The sequence below is a fragment of the Streptomyces sp. NPDC015346 genome (assembly GCF_043078785.1).
Lineage (GTDB): Bacteria > Actinomycetota > Actinomycetes > Streptomycetales > Streptomycetaceae > Streptomyces.
In genome coordinates this window covers 422465-436826 of the sequence record NZ_JBIBTW010000003.1, presented here as the reverse complement: position 1 = coordinate 436826, position 14362 = coordinate 422465, and the positions used below count along the sequence as shown (strand labels likewise).

The 14362-nt window shown below is 75.0% G+C and carries 8 protein-coding genes; 3 read left to right on the top strand and 5 right to left on the bottom strand.

The annotated features are described in order from the left end of the window. The first annotated feature begins 1 nt into the window (after window position 1). The 3 genes from ACF06X_RS12825 to ACF06X_RS12815 are packed head-to-tail and all read left to right on the top strand — an operon-like array spanning window position 2 to window position 4694. Window positions 2–1018, top strand: a complete 1017-nt coding sequence (locus tag ACF06X_RS12825) for a DUF6895 family protein (RefSeq protein ID WP_392287274.1) — start codon at window positions 2–4, stop codon at window positions 1016–1018. Next, entirely contained in the window at window positions 1015–2466 is a 1452-nt protein-coding gene (locus tag ACF06X_RS12820) for an MFS transporter (RefSeq protein ID WP_392287273.1), read from the top strand. The genes ACF06X_RS12825 and ACF06X_RS12820 overlap by 4 nt, the downstream gene beginning before the upstream one ends. Further along, window positions 2463–4694 (top strand): prolyl oligopeptidase family protein, encoded by a 2232-nt coding sequence (locus tag ACF06X_RS12815; protein ID WP_392287272.1) that lies wholly within the window; start codon window positions 2463–2465, stop codon window positions 4692–4694. The genes ACF06X_RS12820 and ACF06X_RS12815 overlap by 4 nt, the downstream gene beginning before the upstream one ends. Before the next feature lie 56 nt (window positions 4695–4750). On the opposite strand, the gene ACF06X_RS12810 is transcribed toward ACF06X_RS12815, so the two are convergent. The 5 genes from ACF06X_RS12810 to ACF06X_RS12790 all read right to left on the bottom strand — a co-directional run bounded on the left by ACF06X_RS12810 (window position 4751) and on the right by ACF06X_RS12790 (window position 14180). Further along, window positions 4751–6586 carry a BTAD domain-containing putative transcriptional regulator gene (locus ACF06X_RS12810; protein ID WP_392287271.1) on the bottom strand — a complete coding sequence of 612 codons (1836 nt, stop codon included), beginning with the start codon at window positions 6584–6586 and terminating at the stop codon, window positions 4751–4753. A 240-nt stretch (window positions 6587–6826) separates the two neighbouring features. Beyond that, on the bottom strand, window positions 6827–9940 hold the full coding sequence (locus tag ACF06X_RS12805; RefSeq protein ID WP_392287270.1) for a helix-turn-helix transcriptional regulator: 3114 nt from the start codon (window positions 9938–9940) through the stop codon (window positions 6827–6829). A 117-nt stretch (window positions 9941–10057) separates the two neighbouring features. Further along, on the bottom strand, window positions 10058–10264 hold the full coding sequence (locus tag ACF06X_RS12800; protein ID WP_392287269.1) for a hypothetical protein: 207 nt from the start codon (window positions 10262–10264) through the stop codon (window positions 10058–10060). A 109-nt stretch (window positions 10265–10373) separates the two neighbouring features. Next, window positions 10374–13463: a type 2 lanthipeptide synthetase LanM family protein gene (locus ACF06X_RS12795; protein WP_392287268.1), complete on the bottom strand. Its 3090-nt coding sequence runs from the start codon at window positions 13461–13463 to the stop codon at window positions 10374–10376. 144 nt (window positions 13464–13607) lie between these two features. Then, window positions 13608–14180, bottom strand: a complete 573-nt coding sequence (locus ACF06X_RS12790) for a VanZ family protein (protein WP_392287267.1) — start codon at window positions 14178–14180, stop codon at window positions 13608–13610. Between the last annotated feature and the right edge of the window lie 182 nt (window positions 14181–14362).

The following is a 14362-nucleotide window of genomic DNA, read 5'->3' as shown; positions in this document are numbered from 1 at the left end:
CATGCCGTCACCGCTGGAGCAGCTCGTGGCCGGCGCGCTCGGCTGGCTGGGCAGGAACCTGGACCACTTCGACCCGTTCTCGGCGAGCGCCCGGTCGGCGACGCACACGAAGGCGAAGGCCGCACTGGAACTGGCGCTGCTCTGCCACTGCGCGGCGCGCACGGAGGGCGGCGCCGCACCGGAGGGGCTGACCGCCCCGGAGGAGCTGACCGGGGCGACGGCCCTCGTCCACAAGCTCTGGCAGGATCCGGAGTTTCCCCGGCTCTTCGACGAGGTCCCGAGGTACGCCGCCACGTACGGGCTGATCTACGCCGCGCTGGCCCCCGACGGGATCGACGACACCCAGTGCCGGGCCACGGTCGCACGGCTGGCCCCCGACTTCCTCTCGCCGCACGGGAAGTCGCCGTACCGGCGCATCGAGATCCGCTACTACGCGGACAAGGCAGGCGTCCGCCACGGCATCGAGCCGTACGCCGAACTCCTCCCGAGGAGCCCGCTCCTCGCACTCCGCGCCGCCGGGCCCGAGGACCCACCGTCGCGGGACAGGGCGGCGGAGGACGGGGCGTCGCGGGACGGGGCAGCGGAGAACCCGACGCCACGGAACGGGGCGGCGCCGCTCGCCACCTCGGAGGCGTACGCCCTGACCCACACCGGCTTCTATCTCGGCGACTTCGGCCGGACGGCCCCCGGACTGGCCGGTGGCGCCTTGGCGCACGCCCGCGACCTGGTCGACCGAATGCTGCGCCACTGCGTCGAGCACGACCGGTGGGACCTGGCCGCCGAACTCGTCCTCACCCAGTTCATCCTCGGGGACGAGCCGCTGCACACGCCCTCGGGAGCGGCGGCCGTGGAGTGCCTGCTGCGGGCCCAGCGGCCCGACGGCGCGATCCCGGGGCGGTCGGCGGCGCTCACGGCGTCCCCGTCGGCGACGGCCGGGGAATTCTTCGGGAAGGCGTACCACACGACCCTGGTGACCGCCCTCATGGCGCTGACCGTCTCCTCGCCGAGGCCGTCGTGACCCCGCGTCTGACGCTGATCAACCGCGACTACACCCGGCTGTGGTTCGGTCAGGCCGTCTCGTCCGTCGGCGACGCCGTCTTCAGCACCACACTCGTGCTGTGGGTGGCCACCGTCCTGGCGAAGGACGAGACGTGGGCACCGATGGCGGTCAGCGGTGTCCTGATGGCGTCGAGCGCCGCCGTGCTCGTCATCGGACCGCTCGCGGGCGTGTTCGTCGACCGCTGGGACAAACGCGCCCTCATGCTCCGTACCGAAGTGGTGCGCGGCGGGCTCGTGGCCGTGTTGACCGCCGTCTCCTTCCTGCCGGCCGACGCCCTCCCGGCGGGTGCCTGGCTCGCCCTCGTCTACGCGACCGTGCTCCTGCTCCACGCGGCCGGCCAGTTCTTCTCCCCGGCGCGCTTCGCGATCCTCGCGGATCTCGTGACCGGTGAGGCCGACCGTGCCCGGGCGGCCGGCATCGGTCAGGCGACCGGTGAGACGGCCTGGATCATCGGGCCGCCGCTCGCCGCGCCGCTGCTGTTCACCGCCGGTCTGCAATGGGCGCTGCTCTTCAACGCGCTGTCCTACGCGGTGTCGTACGTCGCGATCCGCTCCATCGGTGTACGTCCCCGGACAGCGGGCACGGCCGGGCCGGGCACCCCACGGAAGCCAGGCGGAGAGCGACCGGCGAGCCTGCGGCGTGAGTTCGCGGACGGTCTGCGCTTCTTCGCACGCAGCAGGTTCCTCGTCGCGCTGCTTCTGCTGGCCGTGATCGGCCAGTTCGGCATCGGCGCGCTGAGCACCCTCAACGTCTTCTTCACCACGGACAACCTCCACGCGGACGCCCACCTCTACGGATACATCGGCATGGCGATGGGGGTCGGCGGCATCACCGGCGCGCTCTGCGGGGGCCGGGTGGTGCAGTGGCTCGGGGCGCGGCGCAGCACATGGATCAGCCTGCTGGTGAGCGGCGTTCTGCTGGTCGCCTACTCCCGGCAGACCGGTTTCCTCGGTGGCGTCGCCCTGCTCTTCGTCTTCACCGTTCCGCTCACCGTGCTGAACACGGCGATGGCACCGCTGCTGCTCGCGGCGGCGCCGGCGGAGTACCGGGGCCGGGTGATGGCCGTGTTCTACCCGGTGACGAAGCTGGCGTCGATGCTCTCCGCGGTCCTGTCCGGCTGGCTCGCCGGCTCCGTACTGCTGGATGTCGCGGGCTCGGTCGGCGGCATCCGCTTCGGCCCGATCGACACGATCTTCGCGGCCTCCGGCCTGATCGTGGTGCTGTCCGGCGTCTTCGCCTGGATCGCCCTGCCCGACACGGAGACGGCAGAGGGGAGCACCGCCGCGACGGCCTCCGAGGAAACCGCCGATGAGGCCGCTGACCAGTCCGCCGATGAGGCCGGTGTCGGAACGGCCGCGCCGACCACCCGTCGTCCGCCCCACCACCAACGAGGGAGCATCGAGTGACCCACGACGTGCGACCGACACGGCGCCCGTACCCGCACGCGGAGCGGCAGGACGTCGTCGAGGAACTCCACGGGCTGCGCGTCCCCGACCCGTACCGCTGGCTGGAGGACCCCGATTCCCCTTCGACGCGCCGCTGGAGCGCGGAGCAGAAGAGCCTCTACGAGACTGAGCGGGCGGCCTGGCCCGGTCTGGAGCGGTGGGAGGCGGAGGTGGCGGCGCTCGACGCCGTCGATCGCGTCAGGTCGCCCAAGCTCCGGGGCGGCAGGGTCTTCTGGCTGCGGCAGGACGCCGGGCAGGAGCATCCGGTGCTCGTGACGGCGGAGGCCGGGGCGGAGACGACGGAACGGGTGCTGCTGGACCCGATGGCTCTCGACCCGTCCGGACGTACCGTGCTCGACGCGTGGGAGCCGTCCGTGGAGGGGGACCTGCTGGCCTGTCAGGTGTCCCGGGACGGCACGGAGGACTCGCTGCTCCAGGTGATCGACGTGGCCACCGGGAAGGTCGTCGACGGGCCGGTGGACCGGGTCCGGAAGTCGTCGATCGGCTGGCTGCCGGGGGGTGAGGCGTTCTACTACGTCCGGCGTCTGGACCCTCGGCTGAACCCCGGCGAGGAGCGCTACCACCGCCGGGTCTACCTGCACCGGGTCGGGACGGCACCGGACGCGGACGTCCTGGTCTTCGGCGAAGGGCGGGACAAGACCCAGTTCTACAGCGTCTCCGTGACCGCCGACGGCCGCTGGCTCGGCGTGACGGCCACGCTCGGCACCGGCCGCGGCACCGACCTCTACCTGGCCGACCTGTCCGCGGGCCCGCTCGACCGCCCGCTGCTGCGGCCGGTCCAGGAGGGCAGGGAGGCGGCCACCCGCCTGCACGTCGCGCCCGGCACCGGTCCACGGGACCCGGTGTGGCTGCGCACCGACCGCGACGCCCCTCGCGGTCGCGTCGTCGCGTGCCGGCCGGCCGACCTCCACCGGGGCCCCGACGCCTGGCGCGAGGTGATCCCCGAACGGCCGGACGCGGTGCTGACGCACCTCGTCGTCCTGTCAGGACCGGAGCTGGAGCACCCGCTCGGCCTGGCCGCCTGGACCCGCGACACGGTGGCCGAGGTGACCGTGCACGACCTGGTCGAAGGCCGGCGGGTGGCCACGCTCCCGCTGCCCGGCACCGGCGCGGTCGGCGACTTCTCGGCCGGACCGCCGGGGAGCCACGAGGCCTGGTTCGCGTACACCGACTTCGTCACGCCGCCGCGGGTGCTCCGCTTCGACGCGCGGACGGGCGGCGTGACGCGCTGGGAGCGCGATGCCCGGGACGGCCCGGACGGCCCGGACGCCTTGGACGCTGCGGCGGTCGGCCGAGCGGCGGTCGGCGGCGCGGCGGTCGGCGGCGCGGCGGACGGTGGGGCGGTCACCCGGCAGGTCGCCTTCCCGTCGCGGGACGGTACGACGGTACGGATGTTCGTGATCTCCCCCTCCGGGCGCCCGGACGTGCCGCGCCCGGCGCTGCTCACCGGGTACGGCGGCTTCGGCCGCACGATGTCGCCCCGGTACCGCGCCCAGGTCCTGGCCTGGGTCAGGGCGGGCGGGGTGTTCGCCTGGGCGGGTCTGCGCGGCGGCGGCGAGGAGGGTGAGGCCTGGCACCGGGCCGGCAGCGGGGCGCACAAGCAGAACACCTTCGACGACTTCGCCGCAGCCGCCGACCGGCTGATCTCGGCGGGCTGGACCGAGCCGGGCCGCCTCGCGATCATGGGCGGCTCGAACGGCGGGCTGCTGGTCGGCGCGGCCCTCACCCAAGAGCCGGAGAAGTACGCCGCCGTGGTGTGCATGGCCCCGCTCCTGGACATGGTCCGCTACGAGTTGTCGGGCCTCGGGCCCAGCTGGACACCCGAGTACGGCAGTGCCCAGGACCCGGCCCGGCTGCCGACGCTGCTCGGCTACTCGCCCTATCACCGCGTCACGCCCGGGACCGCGTACCCGGCGGTGCTGCTGACGGCGGCGGACGGCGACACCAGGACCGACCCGCTGCACGCCCGCAAGATGTGCGCCGCGCTCCAGCACGCCTCGTCCGGCGCCGGACCGGTCCTGCTGCGCCTGGAGCACGGCGTCGGCCACGCCGACCGCGCCGCCTCCCGCGCGGTGGCGCTCCAGGCCGAGTGCCTCGCCTTCCTGGCGCACCACGTCGGCCTCCCGGCCCCGGAGCGCCCCGCTCCGCCGTCTCCGCCTTCCCCTTGAAACTCCGGGTCCGGCCGCCCGACGGGGGGTGGCCGGACCCGGTCCCTGAGCGGGGCTCAGCCCGAGGCCGGCACCGGGGTGCCGTGCCGGGTGCCACGCGCGTACAGCCGTACCAGGTGCGGGAGTTCGTACTGCGCCGCGTGTGCGGTGACCTCGCCGCAGGGCGAGGTGACGATCCCGGCGTCGATGAGCCCCTCCACCACCCGTACGGCGTTCCGCTCGTCGCACCCGAGGGCCTCGGCCGCCTCGCTCAGGCCGAACGGACCGTCTCCGGTCCCCGTGGCCAGCCGTCCCGCGTGCCGCCCGCACTCCTCCGGCAGCGCCTTCCAGCCGCGTGCCAGCCACCTTCGCACGGACACGTCCCCCGAGGTCAGTTCGTCCAGCGCCCCGGCGGGGTCGGTGAGCCGGTCCGCGAACTCGCGCAGCGGCACATGGCGGAGCACCGCGAGCCGCATACCGCTCACCCGGACGGCCAGCGGCGACCCACCGCAGGCGCGGACGATCCGCAGCGCGGCCTCCCGGTCGGCCCGCACCCTGCTCGGGCCGACGAGCCCGGCGAGCAGCTGCACGGCCTCGGCGGTGCCGAGCGGCGGGACGTTGACGCGGTGCACGGGCGCCAGGCCGCCCAGCTGGCCGCGTGCGGTGAGCAGCACCCTGCCCTGTCCGCCGCACGGGAGCAGTGGTCGTACGGCGCGTTCCTCGGGCACGTCGTCGAGGATCACCAGCACGCGGTGTTCCGCCAGCCACTCGCGCCACGCCTCCGGTCCGGAGAGCCCCGCTCGGCCCATGCGTTCGCCGATCTCCGCCAGCACGGCGGGCAGCGGGCGGGCCCCGCCGTCCGGTGCCCGCAGGGAGACGCGGAGCCGCCCGTCGGCGAACCGGTCGCCGAGCAGGTGGGCGGCCCGCACCGCCAGCGTGGTCTTCCCGGCCCCGGCGGGGCCGGACAGGAGCACGACGCTACTGGTGCCGTCGTCCTCCAACAGATCGACCAGGTCGCGCAGTTCCTCGCCGTGGCCGGTGAAGTCGACCAGGTCGGGCGGCAGAGCGGCCGTCGACGTCGCAGGACCGCGAGCGGGGGCGGGGGCGGGGGCGGCCGGGCCGCGTGTCGGCTCCGCGATCGCGCCCGCGAGGATCGCCCGGTAGCGGGCCACCATGGCGCCGCTCGGTTCCAGGCCCAGTTCCCGGGCGAGGAGCTGCCGGTAGTCGTCGTAGACCGCGAGCGCCTCGGCCTGCCGGCCGGACGCGCTCAGCGCGCTCATCCAGGCGGACCGGAGCCGCTCCCGCAGCGGGTGCCGCTCCACCAGGTCGCGCAGCCCCTCGGCCACCGCCGGCGCGCCGCCCAGTTCGAGCTCCGCCTCCGCCCAGCTCTCGTACGCCGTCAGATGGCGCAGCTCCAGCCGCTCGGCCTCCTCGGCGAGCCGGGGCGACTGCCGCAGGTCGTCGCCGAACGGCGGTCCCTGCCACAGGTCGAGGGCCTGACGCAGCAGCCGGGCGGCCGGGCGGGACGGCTGCCCCTCGGCGGCCCGCACCAGGGAGCGGAACCGCAGGAGGTCGAACTCCTCCTCCGCCACACGCAGTACATATCCGCCGTGCACGTGGCTGAGCCGCGGCCGGTCCCCTTCGTCCTCCGCGAGCAGCGCGCGCAGGGCACTGACGTACACCTGGAGGTTCTTGCGGGCGGTACGAGGGGGCTCCTCCGGCCAGACCGCGTCGGTCAACGCGTCGACGGAGACCGGGGTGTTGGCGGAGGCGAGCAGCGTCGCCAGCACGACGCGCTGCTTCAAGGGGCCGAGCGGCAGCGCCCGGTCGTCCCGGTGGACGGCGAGCGGGCCGAGGACGGAGAACCGGAGCGTGCCGGGTGACGCTGCGGGCTGCGCGGTCGGACGCGGCATCGAGCGAACCTCCGTAGGGGGGACGGGAGTTGATCGGTCGGCTCGATGATCCGCCGCGGCAACCCGGTCGCACATCGGTGCGGGGCCCGCAGAGTCGTGCCGCCGACGACCGCCTTATGGGGGACGGGGCCCCAAGGAGCCGTGAACGTCCCCCATGCCGGGCCCCGCCGTACCCCCACGGCCCCGGTCCGCGCACAGGATGCCCGGTCGGCAGGCCTGATCAGTCGGGGTCAGGCGGGATCAGGCCGGCCGCGCCCGTGACGAGGTGGCCGAGGTACCGGACGGTCCATGCTCCTCCGCCCGCTCGGCCGACAGCGCGCACAGCGCCGAGCGGTCCACGCAGGCCGTCTTGGTCATCAGGCTCGCCATGTGTTTCTCCACCGTGCGGGGCGAGATGCACAGGCGCTGCGCGATCTGCTGGTTGCCGGGCCGCTCCGCGAGCAGGACGAACACCTCGTACTCGCGGGGTGTGACGCCCGCCGTGCGCAGCTCCGCCGGGATCCGCTCCCGGCCGCCCCGGCGCTGCGGGACGCTGACCCCCGCCCGTCGCAGGACGGCCCGGCAGGCCCCGGCCACCGGTGGGACGCCGGCCTCGTGGAAGTACTCCTCGGCGGTACGCAGCCACGCGACCGGCTCGCCCCAGGAGTCGGCGAGCGCCGCCTCGGCGGTCAGCCGGAGGGCGAGATGCCACGCCTGCGGGAACACCGCCGCGGCGCGGCCGGCCTCCTCCACCGCGCGCCGGGCGCCGTCCGCGTCGCCGTCGCGGCCGCGTAGCACCGCGTCCGCCATGCCGAGGAACATCCGGTTCCAGGCCAACTGCCCGCCCGGCGATGCCAGCGCCTCCCGATACGCCTCCCGGCCGCCGTCCTCCCCGCCGTCGCCGCCTCCGTCTGCGCCGTCGAGGGCCCGCAGCAGGGGGCGGAGCCCGTACCGACCGCTGAGGTAGAAAAAACTCGGGTGCTGCCGCTCCCAGGCCAGCGCCGCGTCGAGCTCGGCCGTCGCCCGCTCCCGGTCCTCCCCCATGAGCGCGCCCACGGCCTGGCACAGACCGCGCTGCAAGGGAACGAGCATCGACTCCTCTCCGCCCGCCCGGCGGAACCGGAGCAGCGCCCGCTCCTGCTCGCGGGCCCGCCCCTGGTGGGCGGCGACCATGGCGTCGACGAGGAGCAGATAGCGGTGCGCCGACAGGTTCTGGAGGCGGGCGCTGGCTTCGACGGACCGCTCGACGATCTCCCGGGCCCGGTCCCACCGTCCGGTGAGCACGCTCTGCATGGCGAGAAGGCCGTCGACGGTCTGGAGCAGGGCCAGCGAACCGAGTTCGTGAGCCGCCGCGCGGGCGGTCTCCAGCTGGGTCGCCTCTCCGGTCCGCATGAACGCGTTGGTGCCGAGCCGCACCAGTGCCTCGGCCCGCCACACCGCGAGCCGGTGCTTCTCGGCCACCGCGAGCATCCGCACCAGGCAGGCGTCGGCCTCGTCGAAGCCGCGCTCCCGGGACAGCAGGGCCAGCAACTGCCATGCCTGGCAGGCCACCACGGGCCGACCACGCTCCTCGGCGGTGAGCGCGGCCTGCCGGGCGGAACGTTCCGCCTCCTTCAGCCGCTCACGGCCACCCCCGTCCTGGCCGTCCCGGCCGCTTCGGCCGTCCCGGCCGCTCCGACCGTCCTGACCACCCCGGCCGTCCTGACCACCCCATCCGTCCCGGCCCCCCGGCCCACGCCGCTCGCCCCGGCCGCCCTCGTCCGGCAGCAGCGCGAGATGGCCCTCGACCACCACGAGCGCCGCCTCCTGCTCCGGTCTGGGCGCGCCGCCGAACAGGGCGCGGGCCGCCCGGATCCGGCGGCGTGCCTCCTCCTGCCGCTCCGCCATGGTCGCGACCCACGCGACCTGCGTGTGCGCCTGGGCCCGTTCCTCCGCCGCTCGCGACCCGACGGGCGCCGGCGGCAGATCGTCGAGCAGCGCCGCCGCCGCGTCGAGCCGCCCGGACTCGGCCTGGGCGATCGCCAGCTGCACCGTGACCTCGTCCCGCTCCTCCTCGGCCGCGAGCCCTCGCGCCCGCTCCAGGAGCACGGCGGCCGAGCCCGACGCACCGGCGTCCAGCATCTGCCGTCCGACCTGCGCGAACTGCCGGGCCGCCACCGCCTTGTCCCCCGCCGCGAGTCGGAGCGTGGCCACCAGCTGGCGCTCCTCGCCGGAGAGCACGCCGGCGGACTCCTCGATGGCCGAGGCCGCGCGCCGGGCGAGCGCGGCCTGCTCGGCGGGCGGCAGCGAGGCTCTGAGCGCGTCCGCGGTCAGGACGTGGCGGAAGGTGTAGTGGTCGTGGGCGGCACCGTCCGGGGTGATGATCCCCGCCTCGGAGGCCGACCGGAGGTGGGCGAACAGCGCCCGGTCGTCGAGCCCCGTCACCGCCCTGAGCGCCCCGACGGAGAACCGGCCGCCGAGCGTCGCCGCGAGGAGCACCAGTTCGCGCACCGGTTCGTCGAGCCGGTCGAGGCGGCGCGCCCAGCTGCGGACGGCGCCCGTCGGGACCGGCGCATCGCCGTGATCGGCGAGCTGCCAGCGGCCGTCGGCCCTGCTGAGGCGTCCCGTGTCGAGCAGGTCGGCCAGGAGCACCTCCACCAGGTACGGGTTCCCGCCCGCCCGCTGCGCGAGGTGCCGATGCGCGGGCTGGGGCACGTCACCCGGTCCGGCGTCCAGACACGCGTCCACCATGTCCCGTACGGCCGTCTCGTCCAGCGGCCCCAGCTCCCTCAAGGCGGCGGTGTTGCGGAGCTCCGCGGCGAGCGCGAGGTCCAGCGCCGGGCCGGGGTCGGGCCGGAGCGTGCCGACGAGCAGCACCGGCAGGTCCGCCACGTTGTCGACGACGTACTCGACGACCGCGATCGTCTCGGTGTCCGAGTCGTGGAGGTCCTCCAGCAGGATCACGCAGCCCCGCTCTCGGCCGAGCACCGCGAGGAGTCTGAGCAGCGCCTCGGCCATCTCCACCAGCGAGATCGTGTATCCGGGGGCCACCGCACCGGCCCGCCACTCCGGCACGAGGCCGGCCAGAGCGGGGCGGTACGGCACCAGTTCGGGGTCGTCGGGGGCACCGGCCGCCCGGAACCGCGAGGACAGCGCCTCGATCAGCGGCCGGAAGGGCACGACGAGCCCGGTGGAGGTGGCGCGGCCGCGCAGCAGCGGCAGGCCCCGGTCGTACGCGCGTAACGCGCACTCACCGGCCAGCCGGGACTTGCCGATCCCCGCCTCACCGACGAGGAACACCGCCCGTCCCGCGCCCCTCTCCACACTCTTCAGGGCCTCGTCCAGCAGCCCGATCTCGGCTTCCCGCCCCACGATGACCGCCGACGTCGCTCGCATGGGCGCAGGCTACTTGGTCCGTTTCGCTCACGGCAGTGGGCCGGGGGACCCCGGCCCCCACCACTCCGTCAGGGCGTCATCCGCCACGCACCGCCGGGTGACGTCCCCGTCCCCGTTTCAGGACAGCGTGAGGGTGCCGGTCGTGAAGGGCATGTCCATGGAGGCGGCGACGTGCGAGCCCGCCGCTCCGAGCAGCCGGCTGCGCAGCCCCAGCGCCCCGCTCGACCCCAGCGTCACCTCACCCACCGGGTGATCCTGGGCCGCGGCCGCGGTCTCCGCGCCCGCGCCGCCGTCGACGTACGTCACCGAGTCACTGATCTGCATGGTCCTCACTCGTCCTTCATCCGCAGGAGTGGTGGTCGTGCTGAGCTGTGCGGGTCGTGCGGTGGTGCGGTCGGGTCGTTCGGACACGACCTGAGCGGTGCCTGTCCGATCAGGGGCCCGCGCCGGAGGTCCGTAGGAGGAGCAGGGACGGTACGCGCTCCGGGAACCCCGCCCGAAGGAGTCCGTGCCCGATCCCCGCGAGACCGGTCAGCAGGCCGGGGTGCGCCACTCCGCCCGGGGCGCCGCTGCGGGCACCGGACTCCTCGACGGAGGCGAGGAGCGCTCCGGCTCTACGGATCCAGTGCGGGCGGGCCTCCGGGAGGGCGCTGTGGCCCAGGAGTTCGCATACTCCGGCTTCGCCGTGGCACAGGCTGTCGTCGGGGGCAGGCCGGCCCCGGCCCACCTCCTCGGCGGTCCTCCGGGACCAGGCCGCGAGGTACGGGTCGTCCAGGGCTCCCGGCGCGTCCAGTACGGCGAGTGCGATGCCGGCGCGCCCCCGGCACCAGGCCGAGTCCCGGGCACCGCCCTCGGGCCCCCCGTCCACGGCCGCGCGGAGCGCGGAGAGGCCCGCGGCCCGGTACCGCTCACCGGCCTCGCCTCCCTCACCCGCCTCACCCGCCTCACCCGCCTCACTTCCCTCTACGGCGGTGGCCTCGGCCTCCGCGAATCGCAGCAAGGCCCATCCGACCCCGGCGGCCCCCGTCGTGAAACCCCGCCCCCCGGCCGTGGGCTCGGCGGCGGCCAACCGGTCCGCGCAGGCCCGTGCCGTACGCCAGGTCTCCCGCCCCTCCTCGCCGCCCCCGGCCCTGTGGGCGGCCAGCAGGGCGACAAGGCCGCCCGCGACGCCCGCGCCCACCCCGTGCTCCCGTTCGGTCCGCGCCGCCTCGCCGGCCAGCCGCAGGGTGGCGGACGCCCAGGAGCCGACCTCCGGATCGTCCAGCAGCCGTGCCGTCTCGGTGAGCGCGTACGCGATGCCGCCGAGGCCGGAGAAGGAGCCCGAGCCCACCGCGCCGAGGTCCGCGGGCCGGGCGCGGAGCGCGTCGAGCAGCGCGGGCACCGGCGCCAGGGCCGTACGGGCCGCCTCCGCGTAGTGTCCGGCCCCGGTGAGCGCCGCCAACTGGGCCAGGAAGAGCGCCGGTCCGGTGTAGCCGCCGGCCAGGTCGGCCGGCATGGGGCCGATCCGCCAGTAGCGGTCGTCCAGGAGCTCCAGGCCGATCCAGTTGCTGCGCGGTCCCGCGCGGTACGCGAGGGAGACCAGCTGGTCCCCCACGGACCGGGCCGCCGACAGCAGCCGCTCCGGCTCCGGCGCGCGGTCCGCCGTACGGGCGCGCCGGCCCTCGGCGGGCCGGTGCGCGGGCGCGCGGGAGGCCGTCGCCATCGCGGCCCGTACGATCCATTCCTGGTCCTGCCGGTCGACGGTGTCGAGGGCGGCGAGTTTCGCGGCGACGCGGGCGATCCCGGGCAGGTCGGTGCGGCCGGCCGGCGGACGCTGCGGCGCGCCCCACAGGTGGTCGTGGCCCGGGCGGGCGGTGAACAAGGGCACGTCTCCCGCCCAGAGTTGGGCGATCTCCTCGGCGACCAGGCCGGGCGCGAGGACGGGGCCGAACAGGTCGGTCCGCAGGGTTTCCAGGACCCGCTGCCGTGCCTCCGCGTCCTTCAGCAGGTCGGGGTGGGTCGACTCGTCGAGCAGCGTGCCGTAGACCCAGGTGGGGCGCATCACCACCCGCACCTCGTCCTCGGCGAACGCCCTCAAGGGGCCGCCCTCGGCGAGGAGTTCGTCCCTGGCCGCGCCGATCGCCGTGTACGCGGCGCGGAATCCGGCGCAGAGCGCCTCGGTGTGGGCTCCCGGTTCGATGGGCTCGCCGCCCGCCAGACGTGGCCGGTTGGCGGACTCGCCGAACCTCCCGGCCCTGCGGACCAGGCGCATCCGGTCGGTGCCGGCGTCGGCCCAGTCCGCCCGGGCCACGGGCGACGCCGCCGCGCCGCCGCCGCCGACCGCGGACACGTCCAGGGCGCTGTGGTCGCCGACCAGCAGTTGGGGCAGCAATCCGACGCGGTGGACGGAGTCGTGGAGTGCGCGGGCGGCAGGGTCGTCCGTGGCGGTGGCGCCCGGCAGCGGTGGGTGGAAGAGGGTCTCCACGTCGACCAGTACGGGGTGGGCGCCGACGGCGATCAGGTTCTCGTGGTGCAGGTCGGTCCCGTCGAGGAGGTGCAGCAGCGCCAGGAGCGCGCCCTGGCGGCGGTAGAACGTCTCGACCTCCGCGGCCCGGACGCAGGGTCGCGCGGCGACGAACTCCACCCATCCGTAGTCGCCCCGGTCGAGCAGCCGCAGCGTGCGGAGGTCCACGGAGCCGGGCAGCCTGTTGAACCAGGCGGCGAGGTCGTTGAAGTGGCGGTGGGCGGCGAGGGGCCGAGGTTTGTAGACCAGGCGGGTCCCGTCGGCGAAGCGCAGGAGCATCACGCTCCGTCCGCCCCGGTGACCGTCGCCCGCGCCGGGCTCGACGCCCACGAGGAGCCCCGGACCACCGCTGGATTGACGGGAATCCCCCGAACCCCCTGAATCCCCTGAATCCCCCGAATCCCCGGAATTAAGGAGACCGGCGGCGGTCAGCCGGGCGTGGTCGTCCGCCAGCCGCTCCAGCGCCTCCGCCATCGCGTCCGCGGCGTCGATCGCGGCCCGTCCGAGGATCCGCGCGAGGACCGGGCGCCCGGCCAGCAGGGCCGTGAGGCCGCGCCGGGACGCCGTACGCCCCAGGAAGTCCCGGAACCGGGCCTGTGTGTCGGCCCCGTCGAGGCGTTCGGCGGTCCGCGCCTCGTACAGCTCCAGCACCAGCGTCCGCGCCGCGGCCCGCGCGAGCCGGCCGCTGAGCCGCCGCTCCAGGTCACGCCGCACGGCAGGCATGTCCACGAGCCGCCGCGCCGGTCCCGACACGCCCCGCTCCAGCCGCTCCCCCGCGCAGACGGTGAACGGCCGCAGCACCCACTCGAACCCGCTCAGGCCCGGGTACTCCCCCTCGGGCGCCACGGCCTCCTCGGGTGCGGCGGCCGACGCGTCCTCGGCCAGCGCGGCCCAGTCCGGCCGCCCTTCACCCGTGTCCTCGCCCTCGTCCTCGCCCCCGGAAACCAGCCCGGCCTCCCACCACCGCTCGGCCCCCGACAGCGAAGCCCCGGCCCGCCCCAGTCCTGTCTCCGCCGCCATCGTCCCTCCTCCACCACCCGACCCACCGCTCGGAGCCACACCCCGATCCTGGTACGGGAGGTGTCTCGGCCACATGGGGAATGACCCCCCATGTTTCCCGCCGTCCGCCGCCACGCCGCCCACGCCGCCGGCCCCGCAACCCCTTTACGGCCGCGCCGCCCGCTCCTTCGTCCAGCGGTGCCACCAGTGGTGGCGGCGCGGGTGGACGGCCCTGCCGAGGCGGCGGCCGAGGAGGAGGTAACCCAGCACGGCGCCGGTGGTGTTGAGGATGACGTCGTCGATGTCGAAGGCTCGTCCCGTGACGAGGGCGCCTTGGACCAGTTCGACCAGAAGCATGGTGAGGGCGGTGAGGATCACCACGCGGAACAGTCCGCGTGCCCGGGGAGCCAGGACGGGGAGCAGCAGGCCGAACGGGATGCCGAGGACGATGTTTCCGCCCAGCTGCTTGACGGTGTCCTGGAGCACCGGTTGGCCGAGGTAGTCGCTGATCGAGTCACCGGGTCGAAGATTGCTATGGGTGAGAGCTTCCGATGCGACCGATGGTTCGAGGGTGAGGTGAGCGAGCACCACACTGAAGGCGACCGTTCCCGCGAACGCGACGAGCACGGCGGTCGCCCGGAGCAGGGGGTGCATCGGTGGCTGACCGGGACCGTGGGGCGTGCCGTCGTTCCCCGCGTCACCGCTGTCGTGATCGTCATGGTGAGGCGTGCGTCTCATCGTCGATCCCCCCTCATTTCGCCGTTACGGCACTGGCCCTGCGGTTGCCCGCGGTGAGGACGGCCATGCCGCCCCCGGTCGCCCCGTCCCCGAGAGTTGACGCACCCGCTAATATTTGCCGGGTGACAAGCTACCGACCTGGGCAGTGTGTGGTTGATCTCACTCACCGGTCGCGTCGATGA

Coding starts and splice junctions, on each gene's coding strand:
- ACF06X_RS12790 (WP_392287267.1), bottom strand. CDS start 14,180: ATGAGACGCACGCCTCACCATGACGATCACGACAGCGGTGACGCGGGG.
- ACF06X_RS12825 (WP_392287274.1), top strand. CDS start 2: ATGCCGTCACCGCTGGAGCAGCTCGTGGCCGGCGCGCTCGGCTGGCTG.
- ACF06X_RS12810 (WP_392287271.1), bottom strand. CDS start 6,586: ATGCCGCGTCCGACCGCGCAGCCCGCAGCGTCACCCGGCACGCTCCGG.
- ACF06X_RS12805 (WP_392287270.1), bottom strand. CDS start 9,940: ATGCGAGCGACGTCGGCGGTCATCGTGGGGCGGGAAGCCGAGATCGGG.
- ACF06X_RS12800 (WP_392287269.1), bottom strand. CDS start 10,264: ATGCAGATCAGTGACTCGGTGACGTACGTCGACGGCGGCGCGGGCGCG.
- ACF06X_RS12795 (WP_392287268.1), bottom strand. CDS start 13,463: ATGGCGGCGGAGACAGGACTGGGGCGGGCCGGGGCTTCGCTGTCGGGG.